The following is a 15,233-nucleotide window of genomic DNA, read 5'->3' on the forward strand; positions in this document are numbered from 1 at the left end:
AGGCCAATGAAAAAAATAGAGATAATGGGTATTCGTCGGTACAGCTTTGGGCTAAGTCTATTACTCAGCCTGCTTACCTCGTTTGTGTCCTTAGGGCAACCGAAAGGGTTGGCGGCTGTGGAACCTCGTATGCGGGTAATCGTGGATAACGATTTCAGTGGCGATCCTGATGGATTATTCCAGTTGGTTCACTTACTGATGTCGCCTTCGGTGGAGATTCGGGCAATTATTGGATCACACTTAAACGCACAGGATGGTTTCGATCCGTCGAAAACACAGGCCGACAATGCCGCCAAAAAAGCACGAGAAGTGTTGCAAGCGATGAAGGTCACTAAAAGCATTCCCGTCTTTGCCGGTTCAAACATTGCGATGATCAACGACAGTACACCCGTTACAAACGAAGCTGTCAACTTCATCATTCAGGAAGCGTTACGTACCGACACAAAAACACCTTTGTATGTGGTTTGCGGAGCCGGACTTACGGAGATTGCCTCGGCTGCGTTGACTAACCCTCAAATTGCCAACAAGCTGACACTCATCTGGATTGGTGGTCCCGAATACAGCGATTTAGCCCTGCCGCCACCAGGTTATTCGGAAGTGGAGTATAACCTGAACATTGACCAGGCGGCTGCTCGGGTGGTCTTCAATCGGTCGGCTTTACGCTTGTGGCAGGTGCCCCGAAACGTGTATCGGCAATGCCTGCTGTCATATGCTCAACTGCTAACCAAAGTGAAGCCACACGGCCAGATCGGAGCTTACCTGAGTGGAACACTGGAGACGTTGATGGCTCGTATTCAACGGTTTATCAATATTGGCGAAACCTACATTCTGGGCGATAGTCCGTTGGTGTTACTTACTGCTCTTCAATCGTCGTTTGAACCGGATCCTTCGTCGAGCCAATATGTCGTTCGGCAGGCTCCGCGCATTAATCAGGCCGGAACCTATGCGCACAACCATACAGGCCGACCCATTCGGGTGTATACCCAACTGGATACAAACCTAATGTTCGCTGATTTTTTCGCCAAGCTGGAATTGATGAATCCGTAACGATTTCATCAAGCTACTACGATAGTGGAAAAGGAAATACCGTAACTCCGATACAAAAGCGCTGATCAATACCGAAAGCCGGATAGTAGTTACTCAGTATCCAGTTAGTTAAAACAGCCCTTTTCCAAAAAGATGCTCGAATGTGATCGGCTCGTTATGCAGAATAAAGAAATAGATCAATCCCGCTAATATCAAATAGCTGAACGCCAGCCATTTCTTTTTCTGGGCGAACTCCGCAGGATGGTGATAATAGTCGTAAATCATGGACGCTGATAAACCCATCACCATCAGAAAGAACGAGAACACCCCGAAATCTGTTCGATAGATGCGCACCGATTGCATAAACTGCGCACCCGATACGATGTAGAGCAACCAGGCTCCAAAGCCAGCCCGGTATAGATACACGCTTAACCGCCGGTCGTTCTTGAGGTCGAAGAGGTCGTCGGTGAATTTTTCGGACATGATTTTATTTACTTTGAGATGGTGAAAATAAACACTTTACCTGATAAACGCAAAAAAGACAATGATTGATTCACAACCAGTTGATACCATTCAGGAATACACTACTATGCAAGTTGAGCTCGTCCGCGTCGACGATGCTTTCCATTTTGAAGCTTTAGGTAAATCGGGGGTAGCGCAACACATCGATGCTGCTACTGATATTGGTGGCCATAATGCCGGAGCACGACCAATGGAAATGATGTTGATGGGTCTGGCTGGTTGTTCCGCCATCGATGTTATCCTGATTTTGAAAAAACAGAAACAGGTAATCGAAGATTTCCGTCTGAAAGTGGATGGATTACGCGAAAAAGATGCCATTCCAGCTCCGTTCAAGAAAATTCATATTACCTACCTGCTAAAAGGCCAGTTAGATCCTGAGAAAGTAAGACGGGCAATTGACCTGTCGATGGATAAATACTGTTCGGCAACGGCACAATTGCGCCCGTCGACGGAGATAACGTATTCATTTGAAATTGAGGCTTAAGAGATGGAACGCCGATAACACTGATCTAATGGATTTACGCTGATTATATCAGTTTTAATCATGATGGATCAGTGTTATCGGCGCTCCATTTAATGGCGTGGTTTTTGCATAAATTCCGTCGAAGCGCGTTAATGCGTTAAGAACCTTAACAACAGCATTTACCATGAAAAAAGCCTTACTTGGTCTGGCCCTGCTGACCACCCTGACTACGGTTTCATTTGCTGGCGAAGTCAGTAAAGAGAAGAAAGTAAAAAAAGCCAAGTCGGCATCCTGCGAAAAAGGTAGCCATGCCTGCTGCATGAAAAAAGCCAAAGCATAAGTTGCTGACTGAAAATTAATTCCATTGTTATCCCCGCTCTTTTCATAGAAGGCGGGGTTATTTATTTTCCCTAAAGTTTGCCTGACGACGCTCGACTTCCGATTTTTGTTCATGCAACAATATCACGACCTGCTTCGCCATATTCTTCAGAACGGCACTCGCAAAACAGACCGCACCGGTACCGGCACCATCAGCGTTTTTGGCTATCAGATGCGCTTCAATCTGCAAGACGGATTCCCGTTATTGACCACTAAAAAGGTTCATACAAAGTCTATTATCCATGAGTTGTTGTGGTTCATAAAAGGTGATACGAACATCAAATACCTGAAAGACAATGGCGTATCGATCTGGGATGAATGGGCAGATGAAAATGGTGATTTAGGGCCTGTTTATGGTAAACAATGGCGTAGCTGGGCCGCTCCCGATGGGCGTGTTATCGACCAGTTGCAGGACTTGTTGAAGCAATTAAAAAACTCGCCCGATTCGCGCCGGATGATTATTTCTGCCTGGAACCCCGCCGATGTGCCGAACATGGCGTTGCCGCCTTGCCATCTATTGATGCAGTTTTACGTGGCCGACGGCAAGCTTTCCTGCCAGCTTTACCAGCGCAGTGCCGATGTATTTCTGGGTGTGCCTTTCAATATTGCTAGTTATGCATTGTTCACCATGATGATTGCGCAGGAGTGCGGCTACACGGCTCATGAGTTTATCTGGACTGGCGGTGATACGCACCTGTACCTGAATCACCTGGAGCAGGTCGAAACACAACTCGCCCGCGAACCACGTCCTTTGCCAACCATGCGCCTGAATCCGGATGTGAAATCGGTGTTTGACTTCACTTATGCAGATTTCACGCTCGAAAACTATGATCCTTATCCGGCTATCAAAGCGCCAGTTGCGGTTTAGTATGGTTCATAGTTGAGAGGCTTTTATAGCTCATTGCGAGCAGGTTTTGATAAATAAGAATGGAGTATTATAAACAGGTGTTTACTCAACTTGAGGACTTGCCCGAGCAATGGACGAATCAGGAATTTGAACACTGTACATTCAAAAAACTGGATTTGTCCCGGACTGAGTTTGCCAATTCAAACTTTATAAATTGCCGTTTCGAGGAATGCAATCTAACGCGAGTTGGATTGGGAAATGTAAAGCTCTACGACGTCAATTTTTTCAATTGCAAGTTGGCTTATGTCGATTTCGGTCAGTGCAATGCCTTCGGATTTCACGTTAACTTTCAGGAATGCCAGCTTGATAATACGGCTTTCCTGAATCGAAAACTGAAGAAAGCTAAGTTTATCGACTGCTCCATTCGGGAAGCTCACTTTATACGTTGTGAACTGACTGGAACCATCTTTAAAAGCTGCGACCTGGAATTTGCCAAATTTGACGGCAATGACTTAGCCCAGGTCGATTTTTCGAGTTCTTATAATTTAGAACTGAATCCAGAAGAAAATAAGTTGAAAAAGGCCAAGTTCTCGTTGCAAAATTTGCCCGGTTTGTTAACCAAATATGATCTGGTTATTAAGGGCTAGAGGCTGATGCTTTTTTTGCCATTCCGACGCTAGGAGGAATGACAAAAATTTTAACTAATTCTCTCCTCCCAATCAACGTTGTACGAATAGACCCAATCCATTTTTTTTGCTTCCATCTTAACGAAGAAGGGTAGGAGTAAATCCCGGAAAAATTGCTGGAATTTATTGGGAACGGTTTTATTGTCGCCAACTTTTCGGGCTTCTTTGACTATCTTCTGTACTCGACTTTGTCGTAGTGTCTGGAATGTAACAAACGCTTCTTCCAGAGAGGGCAAATCCCGGATGCATTTGGCTAAAACGATCGTGTCTTCCAGCGCTAATGAGGCTCCCTGACCGATATGTGGTGCTGTGGCGTGGGCCGAATCGCCAATCAGGCAAACACGGCCCTTGTGCCATTTTTCTAAAAACGGAATGTCATAAATCGGATAAATTTCTACTTTCTGAGCCGATTTAATAATGTCAGCAATGGGAGCAGGATCGTTTTTATGCAGATCCAGCAAGGTGTTTTTGAGTTGATCAAGCTCTAGCTTGCTTAACTCATTTTTAGCTGGTTCCTTTTCCTGCGAAATATTGTTGAACCACCAGACATCGCCTAAATTAGAAACGGCATAGGCGAAAAAAGATTTCTCGCCAAACGTCATTCGAATTGAGCCGTACAAATGCTGCACATTTGCCAGCTTCGTAAAACCACCCGTCGAGAGTAAACCGGTATACGATAATTTAGGCCCGTTCGGGAATATTGATTTTCGAGTTGCTGAATGAATACCATCACAACCGAGTATAAAATCAGCAGTGGCGCTTGTTCCATCTTCGAAAAAAGCCGTCGCTGATTTTTCATTCTGTTGAATTGATATCAGTTTCCTGCCTAATTGTATATTGATTCCATTGGCCGTGGCAACTTCTCGAATAGTTTTATTCAGCAAACCTCGTTTTAGTTGTACCGTTTCGGCACCGTATAATTCTTTTTGGTTTACATTATCAATTTCCACAATATTCTTATTCTTGGCATTGAAGAAAGTCATTTTCCCCGGTGTGAAATCGGTGAGAATGGATTCAAGCGAAATAAATTCTTTCAGGATGTTTAAGCCATTGGGCGTAATTCCTAAAAAAGCACCAGCATCATCTCTATGCTGTGTTTGGGCTTCATAAATAGTGGCTTCAATTCCGATTTGTTTGAGAAACAGCGCCATCATAGGGCCAGCAATTCCACACCCAATCAGGATTGCTTTTTTCGTGTTGATCGCCATCGATTTTCCTAGCGTTGCTGGTTCACTAACTTCTGATATTCTTCCTCAATCATCGAGCGTTCATTGCTGTGATAGACGCCCAAATAATGAGAAGTTAGGCCAATGCCCCAACCAATCATGGGGAAGAAAGGCCAGGGTAAAATAGAGCCGTAGTGCCCCGACGAACGGAATGCAAAATTGGTAAAGGCCCAGATGAGCCACAGGCCAGCATTGATGATTAGATACGTACGAAGATGAATCCGAAAGCCGACACGGGCTTTGGCTTTTTTCCAGAGGTAATTATCGCGCTCAGGCATTGTTGTCGTCGATTCCATAATCTTAAGTTTAAGTTGGTTTGACTGTCAGTGAATTAGCGTGCTGACGAAGTAAAGGTAGACGCACGTTGGTAGTGATTCCCCCGAAAATCTGACCGATTGCCTAACTTGCGGAGTAAATGACCGTTTTCTCATGACTAATTCCGAAATCGTTGACCTGCTCGAACTAACGGCCCGGTTAATGGAACTCCACGACCGCGATCAATTTAAGACTCGTACATTCCAGACAGCCGCGTTTAACCTGGATAAATCCACTGCCGATCTGGCTAACCTACCTGTAGACGAGCTGGTTAAGTTGCAGGGTGTTGGTAAATCCATTGCTCAGAAAATCCGGGAGATTGCCGAAACAGGTCGCCTGACTGAACTTGATGAACTGCTGGCTGAAACACCGTCGGGCGTGTTGGATATGTTTCGTATTAAAGGGCTAGGTGTCAAGAAAGTACGCACATTATGGCGCGAGCTGGGAATCGATAATCTTCGGGATTTACAGTTAGCAGGAGAGAACGGTCAGATTGCCAAAATAAAAGGCTTTGGGGCTAGCACGCAGGAGAAAATCCTGGCCGCTCTGGAGTTTTTGCAGGAGCAACAGGGCAAAGTTCGGATGGATAAAGCGGCTATGATTGCCAATCTATTACAGGACGAACTCGTCAAGTACTTTGAGCGTGTCGAAATTAGCGGACAAGTTCGGTTGAAAGCGCAGGAAGTTGATACGATACAATTACTCGTGCAAACCAGCGATCCCATATCGGCCATGCTGACGCTGAGCAACTTGCCAAATCTGGTTCAAAATGAACGGGAATCGTCGCCGTTTGCATGGCGCGGACAGCTTAATGGATTCGATGTACAGGTGGAAATCTTGTTTTATCCGGCCAGCCAGATCGACCAGCAATTGTTTATTCATAGCGCTGCCGAACCTCATTTGAAACAGGCTGGCCCTACGGGTGTATCACTTTTGCAGGCGGCCTACACAACGACAGATACAGCCGAAACCGCGATTTATGAACGGGCGGGCTTGCCCTACATCGTTCCTGAAATGCGGGAGGATGACTTCGCTTTTCGCTGGGCAAATCGCCATCAAAACGAAGAACTCGTAACCTGGGAAGACCTTCGCGGAACACTTCATAACCATAGTACGTGGTCGGATGGAAAGCAGTCGGTGGCGGGCATGGCGGCTTACTGTCGCGAGTTGGGCTTGACTTATTTTGGAATTGCCGATCACTCCAAAACGGCTTCTTATGCCGGTGGCCTTGATGCCGAACGGGTACAACAGCAACAACTGGAGATTGATGAACTTAACAAAGGTTTTGGCAATGACTTCCGTATATTTAAAGGTATTGAGTCAGATATCTTAAGCGACGGTTCCTTAGATTACGACGATGCCACACTGGCCACGTTTGATTATGTCGTGGCTTCCGTCCATCAAACGCTAACGATGTCGCTTGAAAAAGCAACCACACGCTTGCTTAAGGCTATTGAAAATCCATACACGACTATCCTGGGTCACCCAACCGGTCGATTGCTACTGGCACGTGAAGGCTACCCCATCGATCACCGAGCCATCATTGACGCTTGCGCTGAACACAACGTCGTTATCGAAATTAACGCCAGCCCGTACCGTCTCGACATCGACTGGCGCTGGATCGAATATGCCATGCAACAAGGCGTCATGCTCAGTATCAATCCCGACGCCCACGATCTGGCTGGTTTGCTGGACATGCACTACGGCGTGGCCGTTGGCCGAAAAGGCGGCCTAACAAAAGCCATGACCTTTAATGCGCTGACCCTAACAGAAATGAACGACTATCTGCAACAGCGACGGGAGAAGATTAAGCGATAATGCTTAATGCTTTTAGAGGATTTGTTATGGGAATATGTCAAATGGTTAAAATTTGAGAAAATTTCTCAAATTTTAACCATTTTTGGGTTATAATACTTCTTGACCTCTTTATGCTTATCGAATTCAGCGTTGGTAATTTCCTTTCGATCAAAGACCGACAGACTTTACGGTTAGATGCCTCATCGATCAGCGAACATCGCGACCAGTTGATTAATGCAGGACGATACAAATTACTACGTAGTGCGGTCATTTATGGAGCTAATGCTAGTGGGAAATCAAATGTACTAAAGGCAATGGCGGCTATGCGAGAGATTGTGACAACATCTTCGAGACATTCTTCAAGAGATACGATTGAAGTTGAACCATTTAGACTTAGTACGGAAACGGAAGAGAAGCCTAGCTATTTTGAAGTGTTATTTTGGCTTGACGACGTCCGATATCGTTATGGATTTGAGGCTGATTTGGTGGCTGTGCGGGCTGAATGGCTATTTATGGCTAGAAAGGAACAAGAGAAGCCATTGTTTATAAGAGAAAGTTATGATTTAATTGAGGTCTTTAAAGATTTTAAAGAAGGACGAGGATTAGAAGAAAAGACTCGCGATAACGCTTTATTTTTGGCTGTTTGCGACCAATTTAATGGGGAATTATCTAAGAGAATTCTAAACTGGTTTAGCCGGCTTATATCTATTTCTGGATTGTCTCATGAAAAGCTTCGTGGCCTTACCGTTAAAAATATAGAGAGAAATCCTCTCCCTGATCTAGTGTTGTTTCTTCAGCAAGTGGATGTTGGATTTGATGAAATCGGTATACATAGAAAACCTTCTAAGAATAGCTTATTAGGTTTAGAGGATTTGAAGTTTGAAGTTGAAACCATTCACCAAAAATTTGATGCAGCGAAAAAGCCAATAGGCTACGAATCCTTTGATTTAGATAAAAATGAGTCGTCTGGAACAAATAAACTATTCGATTTATCGGGGTCAATTTTTGAGACATTGGAAGCTGGCGGTATCTTAGTCGTAGATGAACTTGATGCCAAGTTACACCCCTTAATGACCCAAGCCATCATCCGCTTATTCAATCAGCCCGAATTAAATCCAAAGAATGCACAATTAATTTTTGCGACTCACGATACAAATCTTCTCTCAGGCAAGCTATTCAGACGCGATCAGATTTATTTCACTGAAAAAGACCAATATGGCGTCACATCGCTCTACTCGTTAGTTGAGTATCAGGAAGAAGACGGTACCAAGGTTCGTAAAGACCGTTCATTTGAGGAAGATTACATTCAGGGGCGATATGGAGCTATTCCGTTCATTGGTGATCTGTCGAAACTAGCATCCTGATGGCTCGAAAAGAAAAGATTCCTAATGAGATTCAAAAGCGGTTCGCCCGACAGGAAACTCGCCGGAAACAAGATATAAAAGCTAAGCGTCGATATTATCTGATCGTCTGCGAAGGCACTAAAACTGAACCCAATTATTTCAAAAGCCTCAAAAAGAACTTGCCGCCAGGAGTAATTGATACTGTTGATCTTGAAGTAGAGGGAACCGGTCACAATACACTTACAGTAATTGACGACGCTCAAAAAGCGCGGGTGCGTCTGGAAAAATTCTCAGGTAGGCTATTCGATGAAGTCTGGGCCGTTTTTGACCGAGATGATTTCCCTGAGCAGAATTTTAACAGTGCAATTTTCAAAGGACAAGCAGTTGGCATACACTGTGCGTGGACAAATGAAGCATTTGAATTGTGGTATTTGCTACACTTCCAGCTTTACGAAAATGGAATGTCTCGTACTGACTATAAAGATAAATTAGAGGGTCAACTATCATTGAAAATAGGTCGCCCGTATGCCTATCAAAAGAATAGTGAGGAGATGTTCCAACTGCTTCTACAGCATGGTGATCTGAAACAGGCTATTATACGAGCCAAGCAGCTAGAGGCTGCCTTTGCTGGCAGAACCGACTATGCTAATCACAATCCATGTACGAAAGTATACGCGTTGATGGAGAAGTTACTGTTGCCACCAACGAGTGATACACTGTAGATTTTTGAGAAGCATAGAAATGAACGACTATCTGCAACAACGACGGGAGAACGTGCGTAAGAGAGCATAAGTTAGGTTAGCTAAGGGATATTAATTATTGGTTAATAACAATATAAATAGGGTAAATCGGGTAGATTATCCCTTTTATAAGATTAACCTATCTATCGTTAGTAATATTCCTGCTGGCTAATCCACGCTTCCTAAACCTGGCTCTATGCGTTTTTTACGTTTACTGTTACTGTCGTTTTGTCTGATCAATGGGGCAATTGCCCAGCAACGAGTGAATCCTGGCGGTCCTACGTTTTCGGCAACGGGCTATGTCAAGGATGTAAAAACGGGTAAGCCTATTCAGGGAGTGAACATCGTGGTGCTGAACGTATCCAAAGGCTACGTAACGGCAAAGGATGGGTTCTACACGGTGCAGCTTCCGCCAGGGAATTACATTCTGCGGTTTTCGCACGTAGGCTATAGGTCTAAGCAAGACACGATTTCGCTGCAAAAGACGCTCTTCCGCGAAATCACGATGGAAGATGATTCGAAAGACCTGGAAGAGGTAGTCGTAACGAGCGAAGCACCGGATCGCAACGTGCGTAAGATTGAAATCGGTGTTTCCCAATTAACCATAAAAAGCATCCGGCGCATCCCGCCGTTGATGGGCGAGGTAGATATCGTGCGCAGCCTTCTGTTATTACCAGGGGTAACAACGGTAGGCGAGGGCGCCCCTGGCTATAATGTTCGTGGAGGAAGCGCCGATCAGAATTTGATTCTGTTCGATGATGCCCCTGTTTTCAATTCCAGCCACTTGATGGGGTTTTTCTCGGTATTCAATCCCGATGTGGTGCGCGACGTAACCCTGAACCGAGGGGGCGTTGCGGCTTCGTATGGAGGTCGGGCATCATCCGTACTAGATGTGAAAATCAAAGAACCGGATGCGGAGAAATGGGGCATCAACGGAGGAATTGGCATAATCTCAAGCCGCTTGGCGGTTGAAGGCCCACTGATCAAAAACAAACTGTCTTTCCTGGCGGCTGGCCGGGCGTCGTTCAATGATTTTCTGTTCAAGATAGCTCCGCCGAACCTGAGAGGAACAAAGGCCAATTTCTATGATGTGACGACGAAACTTAAGTATCAGCCAGATGAGAAAAACACGATTACCCTGACGGGTTATATCAGCAAGGATATTTTCAAACTGGCGTCTGATTCGCTATCAGGGCAGGAGATCAACGCGTCGTCGACCCAGTTCAATTATCAAACGTCGAATGCCGTATTGCGCTGGAATTACTTCATGAATAAGCAAGTCAATCTGGCCACGGCAGTTATTCTAAGTCGATATAGGGCCAATTTATCATCGCCCGACTCATCGAATGCATTCCAGCTTGAATCAGGCGTGTGGCACAAACAGATTAAATCAGATCTGACGTTTACACCCAGCGAGACGCATCAGTGGCAGGTGGGCCTTAGCGGTATTGACTACTTGATCCAGCCCAATACCCGGACGCCGGGGCCATACTCCAACGTACTACCAGTAGATATTGACCGTGAACGAGCCTACGAACTGGCGGCCTATATTCAGGACGAGTGGAAAATTAATACAAACGTAGCCTTAGTAGCCGGTTTGCGTTATTCGGCATTATTGAATCGAGGGCCTGCCACAGTACGAACGTATCAGGAAAACGGGCCTCGTCAGGATGAAACCGTCACATCGACTCAAACGTATGGAGCTGGTAAAATTTACCATTCTATGGGCGGGCTGGAGCCTCGTCTGGCAATTCGATGGTCGGTAGGTGAGGGAAAAGCTATCAAAGCGGGCTATAGCCGATTGCGTCAGTATATTCAGCAAGTGACGAATACGACGGCCGCTTTGCCGACTTCTCGCTGGCATTTGAGTGATCAGTACACAAAACCGGTTATTGCCGATCAGTGGTCGTTAGGTTATTTCCGAAATACATCAGACAATGCCATTGAAGCATCGGGCGAAGTATATTATAAAACCTTGACAAATGCCATCGACTATCGCGATGGTGCTGAGTTGCAACTAGCTCAGGCCGTAGAAACGCAGATTGTACAGGGAAAGGGGCAAGCTTACGGATTTGAAGGACTGCTACGAAAAAACAAAGGCCGCTGGACGGGTTTTATGAGCTACACCTTTGCCCGTACGTTCCTCACTATGGATAGCCCCTACACCAGCGAGCGGGTAAACAATGGAAATCCATATCCGGCGAATTACGACAAGCCGCACACACTGAACGTTCTGGCTACGCATCGGCCAACGACCTGGTTTAGCATGTCGCTCAATTTTACCTATAGCACGGGCCGTCCAACCACGCAGCCAGCCGCTATTGCCCGTGTAGCTGGGGTACTGGTTCCGATTTATGTCGACCGAAATCAGCAGCGCGTTCCTGATTATCACCGGCTCGATTTTTCGATGACGTTTGAGCAAAACCCGCTCAAGAAAAAGAAAAACCAGAGCAGTTGGGTCTTTTCCGTTTACAATGTGTACGCTCACAAAAACGCGTATTCTATCTTCTATAAACTGAGTCCTGCCTCTGCTACCGATGCGTATAAGCTATCAATTTTCGGAACAGCTTTTCCATCGCTGACCTATAATTTTAAATTCTGATGTGGTCGCGCGGCTACTTATACGCACCCTTCTTGCTGGTTTTGGTACTGGTTATTTCGTGTGTGACCGAGTATCAGCCAGACAGTATTAGTATACTGCCCGCTTTGGTTGTTGAAGGATTGATTACCGATCAACCGGGTCCCTATTTTGTGAAATTAACTCGCACCGCCAACTACTCATATAAGAGCTTAAACCTGCTCGAAACAGGGGCCGTTGTTACGATCTCTGATGACTTGGGTAACCGGGAGACACTAATAGAACAATCGCCGGGCGGAAACTATAGAACATCGAGTATACAGGGCGTGGCGGGTAGAACCTATAAACTGATGATCAAAACCCAAAATGGTGAACAATATGAGTCAGAGCCAGAACAGATAAAAGCGTCGCCACCGATTGGTCGATTGTATTACGAATATCGGTATGAATCGGGAGCATCAGATAATGGACAGGCCAATGGATGGGATGTCTACATTGACAGTAAAGACCCCGAAACGCCCGGCGATTTCTACCGCTGGGAATGGGCTCATTACGAGTTTACAAATGTTTGTAAGCTCGTGTATGTGACAAACCATTATGAAGGGATTCCCTGTTGCTCCGACTGTTGGGATATTACCCGTTGTTACATCAACTGCATCAATATTATGTCTGATGTGAACATCAACGGAAATTCAATCAGTCGACAGTTTATTACGCGAGTGCCTTATACTTCCGGCGAACAATATTATCTCGAAGTAACCCAGCAGCGGTTGAGTAAGGGTATTTATGAGTTCTTTAAAGCAGCGAGACAGCAAGTGACGAATACGGGCGGTTTGTTTGATGCAGCGCCAGGAAGTATAGTGGGAAATATTCATTCGGTTTCTGGTTCAGGAGCCGCTGCCTACGGGTATTTTGGGGCTGTGGGAGAGTCGGTTAGTCATGTATTGGTAGACCGGAGCAATGCCATTGGCCGGCCAGTATACACCAACCCGGTGTATACAATAGCATCGCTATCAGCTTGTATTGTTTGTGAGAATAGCCAGTATCGGACTCCTGTAAAGCCGCGTTGGTGGTAGGGTTCATTACGTTTTGACTAAGATGAGAAAGGCAACAATGAATAGTTTCGGAAAAGGAATCTGGCCATACGCGGTCTTGCTGCTGATGGTATTGGTCGTTTCGTGCATAACGGAATTCCAGCCCGACAGGGTCAGCATAGCCACGTCATTGATTGTAGAAGGGCAGATTACCGATCAGGCTGGCCCCTACACGGTGAAACTGACGCGTACAGCCGACTATTCCTACGCGAGTTTAAACCTGCTCGAAACCGGGGCCGTTGTGACGATCTCTGATAATCTTGGCAATAAGGAAACACTAACGGAGCAATCGCCCGGAGGAACGTACACAACGGCAGCCAATGGTATTCAGGGCGTTGTAGGGCGTAGTTACAAGCTGACGATTCAGACGAAAGCGGGGAAACAGTATGAATCGGAGGCCGAAGTGTTACAGGCAGCTCCGCCAATTACGAAACTGTATTATGAGTATTCCATCGAGTCGGGAGGGGTAAATTTTGCCCAAAATCAGGGGTGGAATGTGTATATAGATACCAAAGACCCCGAAGCGCCAGGCAACTATTACAAATGGAACTGGACGCATTATGAGTTCACGGCTGTCTGCTCAACGAAGGAAATTACTGGCCAAAGCTATTTATCAGGCCTGGGGTGTTGTTCCAACTGCTGGAATATTACCCGCTGCTATACCTGTATCAATCTAAGTTCCGATGTGAATATCAACGGACAGGCCATTAGCCGCCAGCCTATCATGCGGGTTCCCTATAAATCAACCAGTAAGTATTACCTCGAAGTGCAGCAACAAGCTATCAGTAAAGGGGCTTATGAATTCTGGAAAAGTGTGAAAGGGTTGGTCAGCAATACAGGTGGACTTTTCGATGCGGCTCCGTCTTCAGTTCAGGGAAATTTACACTGTGTAAATGACCCAGCTACATTGGTTTACGGCTACTTTGGAGCAACAGGTATAGCTGAGCAATATATCAATGTGGATCGAAGTACCGGACAAGGCACTCCCGATCTGGACCCTCCGGTTGTCATTCCCACGCCTTCTCCCTGCGTTGTTTGTGAGAATAGTTTGTATCGCACCCCTATTCAACCACGCTGGTGGCAGTTTTAAGCTAGTTTCAAAAATCGAATGAGTTTGTATAAACGAGGTATTACCGCATTAAGTAGCTTACTGGGGCTGATTGCTGTTGTGTTTTCCTGCATAACACCTTTTCAGCCCGACACACTCAGCATTCCATCGTCGTTAGTTGTTGAAGGCCAGATTACTAACCAGCCTGGTCCGTACATTATTAAATTGAGCAATACAGCCGACTATTCGTTTAAAAGTCTGAATCTGGTAGAATCTGGGGCAACGGTTAGCATCGCTGATAATCTGGGAAATCAGGAAGTATTGAAAGAGTCGCCCATTGGTACCTATCAGACTGCGGCTAGCGGTATTCAGGGCGTGGTGGGTCGACGCTATAAATTAACCATTCAGACCAAGGCAGGTAAACGGTATGAGTCGGATACCGAGTTATTATCGGCCGCTCCACCTATTTTAAATACCTATTCGGAATCGGTTTATACACCAGCGACAGGAACAACTGCGTCAAAGCAAATCTGGAATGTCTACTTAGACACGAAAGACCCTGATACCTTGGGTAACTATTATAAATGGAACTGGACGCATTATGAATTCACGGATGTGTGCCAGAAAACATACGTTTCCCGCATCAATAGTTATACAGGCATTTCCTGCTGTACCGATTGCTGGAATATTACCCGCTGTTATAACTGTATCAATATCAATTCAGATCAGAACATCAACGGAAAAGCCATTAGTCGGCAGCCGATTGCGGAAGTCCCATTTACCTCTTTAAGTCGCTATTATATCGAAATCGAGCAACAGGCGTTGAGTCGGGGCACGTATGTATTCTGGAAGAGCGTAAAGCAACTGACGAGCAATACAGGTGGACTTTTCGATGCGGCTCCGTCGTCGGTGCAGGGTAATTTGCGTTGCACAAGCAATGCCAGTGAAGTGGTCTATGGCTATTTTGGCGCTATGGGCGTTTCGGTAACTTATCTGTATGTTGATCGGAGTTCGGGTAAAGGGAATCCCTTAGTCGATTTGCCCGTCAATGTGCCTTATCCAACAAATCCTCCCTGTATCACCTGCGAAAATAGCCTTTACCAAACCCCAACAAAACCTCGTTGGTGGACTTATTAATCGGTTGGGAAGTTGTGACAAAAAAAGATAGTT

The 15,233-nt window shown here is 45.7% G+C and carries 15 protein-coding genes; 12 read left to right on the plus strand and 3 right to left on the minus strand.

Features of this window, described 5'->3' with window-relative positions:
- Positions 1 to 6 precede the first annotated feature (6 nt).
- Positions 7 to 1,047 carry a nucleoside hydrolase gene (locus ACYVGR_RS07055; protein WP_460954959.1) on the plus strand — a complete coding sequence of 347 codons (1,041 nt, stop codon included), beginning with the start codon at positions 7 to 9 and terminating at the stop codon, positions 1,045 to 1,047.
- A 108-nt stretch (positions 1,048 to 1,155) separates the two neighbouring features.
- On the opposite strand, the gene ACYVGR_RS07060 is transcribed toward ACYVGR_RS07055, so the two are convergent.
- Positions 1,156 to 1,509 carry a hypothetical protein gene (locus ACYVGR_RS07060; RefSeq protein ID WP_460954961.1) on the minus strand — a complete coding sequence of 118 codons (354 nt, stop codon included), beginning with the start codon at positions 1,507 to 1,509 and terminating at the stop codon, positions 1,156 to 1,158.
- A 61-nt stretch (positions 1,510 to 1,570) separates the two neighbouring features.
- Between ACYVGR_RS07060 and ACYVGR_RS07065 the strand changes: the two genes are divergently transcribed.
- The 4 genes from ACYVGR_RS07065 (at position 1,571) to ACYVGR_RS07080 (ending at position 3,883) form a co-directional block, all read left to right on the plus strand.
- The gene (locus tag ACYVGR_RS07065; RefSeq protein ID WP_460954963.1) at positions 1,571 to 2,032 is read left to right on the plus strand and encodes an OsmC family protein; all 462 of its coding nucleotides are present in this window, start codon (positions 1,571 to 1,573) and stop codon (positions 2,030 to 2,032) included.
- 163 nt (positions 2,033 to 2,195) lie between these two features.
- Positions 2,196 to 2,351, plus strand: a complete 156-nt coding sequence (locus ACYVGR_RS07070) for a hypothetical protein (protein ID WP_182463527.1) — start codon at positions 2,196 to 2,198, stop codon at positions 2,349 to 2,351.
- A gap of 111 nt (positions 2,352 to 2,462) precedes the next feature.
- Positions 2,463 to 3,257 (plus strand): thymidylate synthase, encoded by a 795-nt coding sequence (locus ACYVGR_RS07075; protein WP_460954965.1) that lies wholly within the window; start codon positions 2,463 to 2,465, stop codon positions 3,255 to 3,257.
- Positions 3,258 to 3,316: 59 nt separating this feature from the next.
- Positions 3,317 to 3,883, plus strand: coding sequence for a pentapeptide repeat-containing protein (locus ACYVGR_RS07080; protein WP_460954967.1), 567 nt, complete (start codon positions 3,317 to 3,319; stop codon positions 3,881 to 3,883).
- A gap of 50 nt (positions 3,884 to 3,933) precedes the next feature.
- On the opposite strand, the gene ACYVGR_RS07085 is transcribed toward ACYVGR_RS07080, so the two are convergent.
- Entirely contained in the window at positions 3,934 to 5,130 is a 1,197-nt protein-coding gene (locus ACYVGR_RS07085; RefSeq protein ID WP_460954969.1) for an FAD-dependent oxidoreductase, read from the minus strand.
- Between the two features lie 8 nt (positions 5,131 to 5,138).
- Positions 5,139 to 5,444, minus strand: a complete 306-nt coding sequence (locus tag ACYVGR_RS07090) for a 2TM domain-containing protein (RefSeq protein WP_460954971.1) — start codon at positions 5,442 to 5,444, stop codon at positions 5,139 to 5,141.
- 133 nt (positions 5,445 to 5,577) lie between these two features.
- Between ACYVGR_RS07090 and ACYVGR_RS07095 the strand changes: the two genes are divergently transcribed.
- From ACYVGR_RS07095 to ACYVGR_RS07125, 7 genes are all read left to right on the plus strand, one after another.
- Positions 5,578 to 7,281, plus strand: a complete 1,704-nt coding sequence (locus tag ACYVGR_RS07095; protein WP_460954973.1) for a helix-hairpin-helix domain-containing protein — start codon at positions 5,578 to 5,580, stop codon at positions 7,279 to 7,281.
- A 110-nt stretch (positions 7,282 to 7,391) separates the two neighbouring features.
- Positions 7,392 to 8,624 carry an AAA family ATPase gene (locus ACYVGR_RS07100; protein ID WP_460954975.1) on the plus strand — a complete coding sequence of 411 codons (1,233 nt, stop codon included), beginning with the start codon at positions 7,392 to 7,394 and terminating at the stop codon, positions 8,622 to 8,624.
- A complete protein-coding gene (locus tag ACYVGR_RS07105) occupies positions 8,624 to 9,325 on the plus strand; it encodes an RloB family protein (protein WP_460954977.1) in 702 nt (233 codons plus the stop codon). The genes ACYVGR_RS07100 and ACYVGR_RS07105 overlap by 1 nt, the downstream gene beginning before the upstream one ends.
- A 214-nt stretch (positions 9,326 to 9,539) precedes the next feature.
- Positions 9,540 to 11,945, plus strand: coding sequence for a TonB-dependent receptor (locus ACYVGR_RS07110; protein WP_460954979.1), 2,406 nt, complete (start codon positions 9,540 to 9,542; stop codon positions 11,943 to 11,945).
- Positions 11,945 to 12,997, plus strand: coding sequence for a DUF4249 domain-containing protein (locus ACYVGR_RS07115; protein WP_460954981.1), 1,053 nt, complete (start codon positions 11,945 to 11,947; stop codon positions 12,995 to 12,997). The genes ACYVGR_RS07110 and ACYVGR_RS07115 overlap by 1 nt, the downstream gene beginning before the upstream one ends.
- A gap of 22 nt (positions 12,998 to 13,019) precedes the next feature.
- Positions 13,020 to 14,105, plus strand: coding sequence for a DUF4249 domain-containing protein (locus tag ACYVGR_RS07120; protein ID WP_460954983.1), 1,086 nt, complete (start codon positions 13,020 to 13,022; stop codon positions 14,103 to 14,105).
- 18 nt (positions 14,106 to 14,123) lie between these two features.
- Entirely contained in the window at positions 14,124 to 15,200 is a 1,077-nt protein-coding gene (locus ACYVGR_RS07125; protein WP_460954985.1) for a DUF4249 domain-containing protein, read from the plus strand.
- The last annotated feature ends 33 nt before the right edge of the window (positions 15,201 to 15,233 follow it).

Source organism: Spirosoma litoris, assembly GCF_054776755.1.

Coding starts and splice junctions, on each gene's coding strand:
- ACYVGR_RS07055 (WP_460954959.1), top strand. CDS start 7: ATGAAAAAAATAGAGATAATGGGTATTCGTCGGTACAGCTTTGGGCTA.
- ACYVGR_RS07060 (WP_460954961.1), bottom strand. CDS start 1,509: ATGTCCGAAAAATTCACCGACGACCTCTTCGACCTCAAGAACGACCGG.
- ACYVGR_RS07065 (WP_460954963.1), top strand. CDS start 1,571: ATGATTGATTCACAACCAGTTGATACCATTCAGGAATACACTACTATG.
- ACYVGR_RS07070 (WP_182463527.1), top strand. CDS start 2,196: ATGAAAAAAGCCTTACTTGGTCTGGCCCTGCTGACCACCCTGACTACG.
- ACYVGR_RS07075 (WP_460954965.1), top strand. CDS start 2,463: ATGCAACAATATCACGACCTGCTTCGCCATATTCTTCAGAACGGCACT.
- ACYVGR_RS07080 (WP_460954967.1), top strand. CDS start 3,317: ATGGAGTATTATAAACAGGTGTTTACTCAACTTGAGGACTTGCCCGAG.
- ACYVGR_RS07085 (WP_460954969.1), bottom strand. CDS start 5,130: ATGGCGATCAACACGAAAAAAGCAATCCTGATTGGGTGTGGAATTGCT.
- ACYVGR_RS07090 (WP_460954971.1), bottom strand. CDS start 5,444: ATGGAATCGACGACAACAATGCCTGAGCGCGATAATTACCTCTGGAAA.
- ACYVGR_RS07095 (WP_460954973.1), top strand. CDS start 5,578: ATGACTAATTCCGAAATCGTTGACCTGCTCGAACTAACGGCCCGGTTA.
- ACYVGR_RS07100 (WP_460954975.1), top strand. CDS start 7,392: ATGCTTATCGAATTCAGCGTTGGTAATTTCCTTTCGATCAAAGACCGA.
- ACYVGR_RS07105 (WP_460954977.1), top strand. CDS start 8,624: ATGGCTCGAAAAGAAAAGATTCCTAATGAGATTCAAAAGCGGTTCGCC.
- ACYVGR_RS07110 (WP_460954979.1), top strand. CDS start 9,540: ATGCGTTTTTTACGTTTACTGTTACTGTCGTTTTGTCTGATCAATGGG.
- ACYVGR_RS07115 (WP_460954981.1), top strand. CDS start 11,945: ATGTGGTCGCGCGGCTACTTATACGCACCCTTCTTGCTGGTTTTGGTA.
- ACYVGR_RS07120 (WP_460954983.1), top strand. CDS start 13,020: ATGAGAAAGGCAACAATGAATAGTTTCGGAAAAGGAATCTGGCCATAC.
- ACYVGR_RS07125 (WP_460954985.1), top strand. CDS start 14,124: ATGAGTTTGTATAAACGAGGTATTACCGCATTAAGTAGCTTACTGGGG.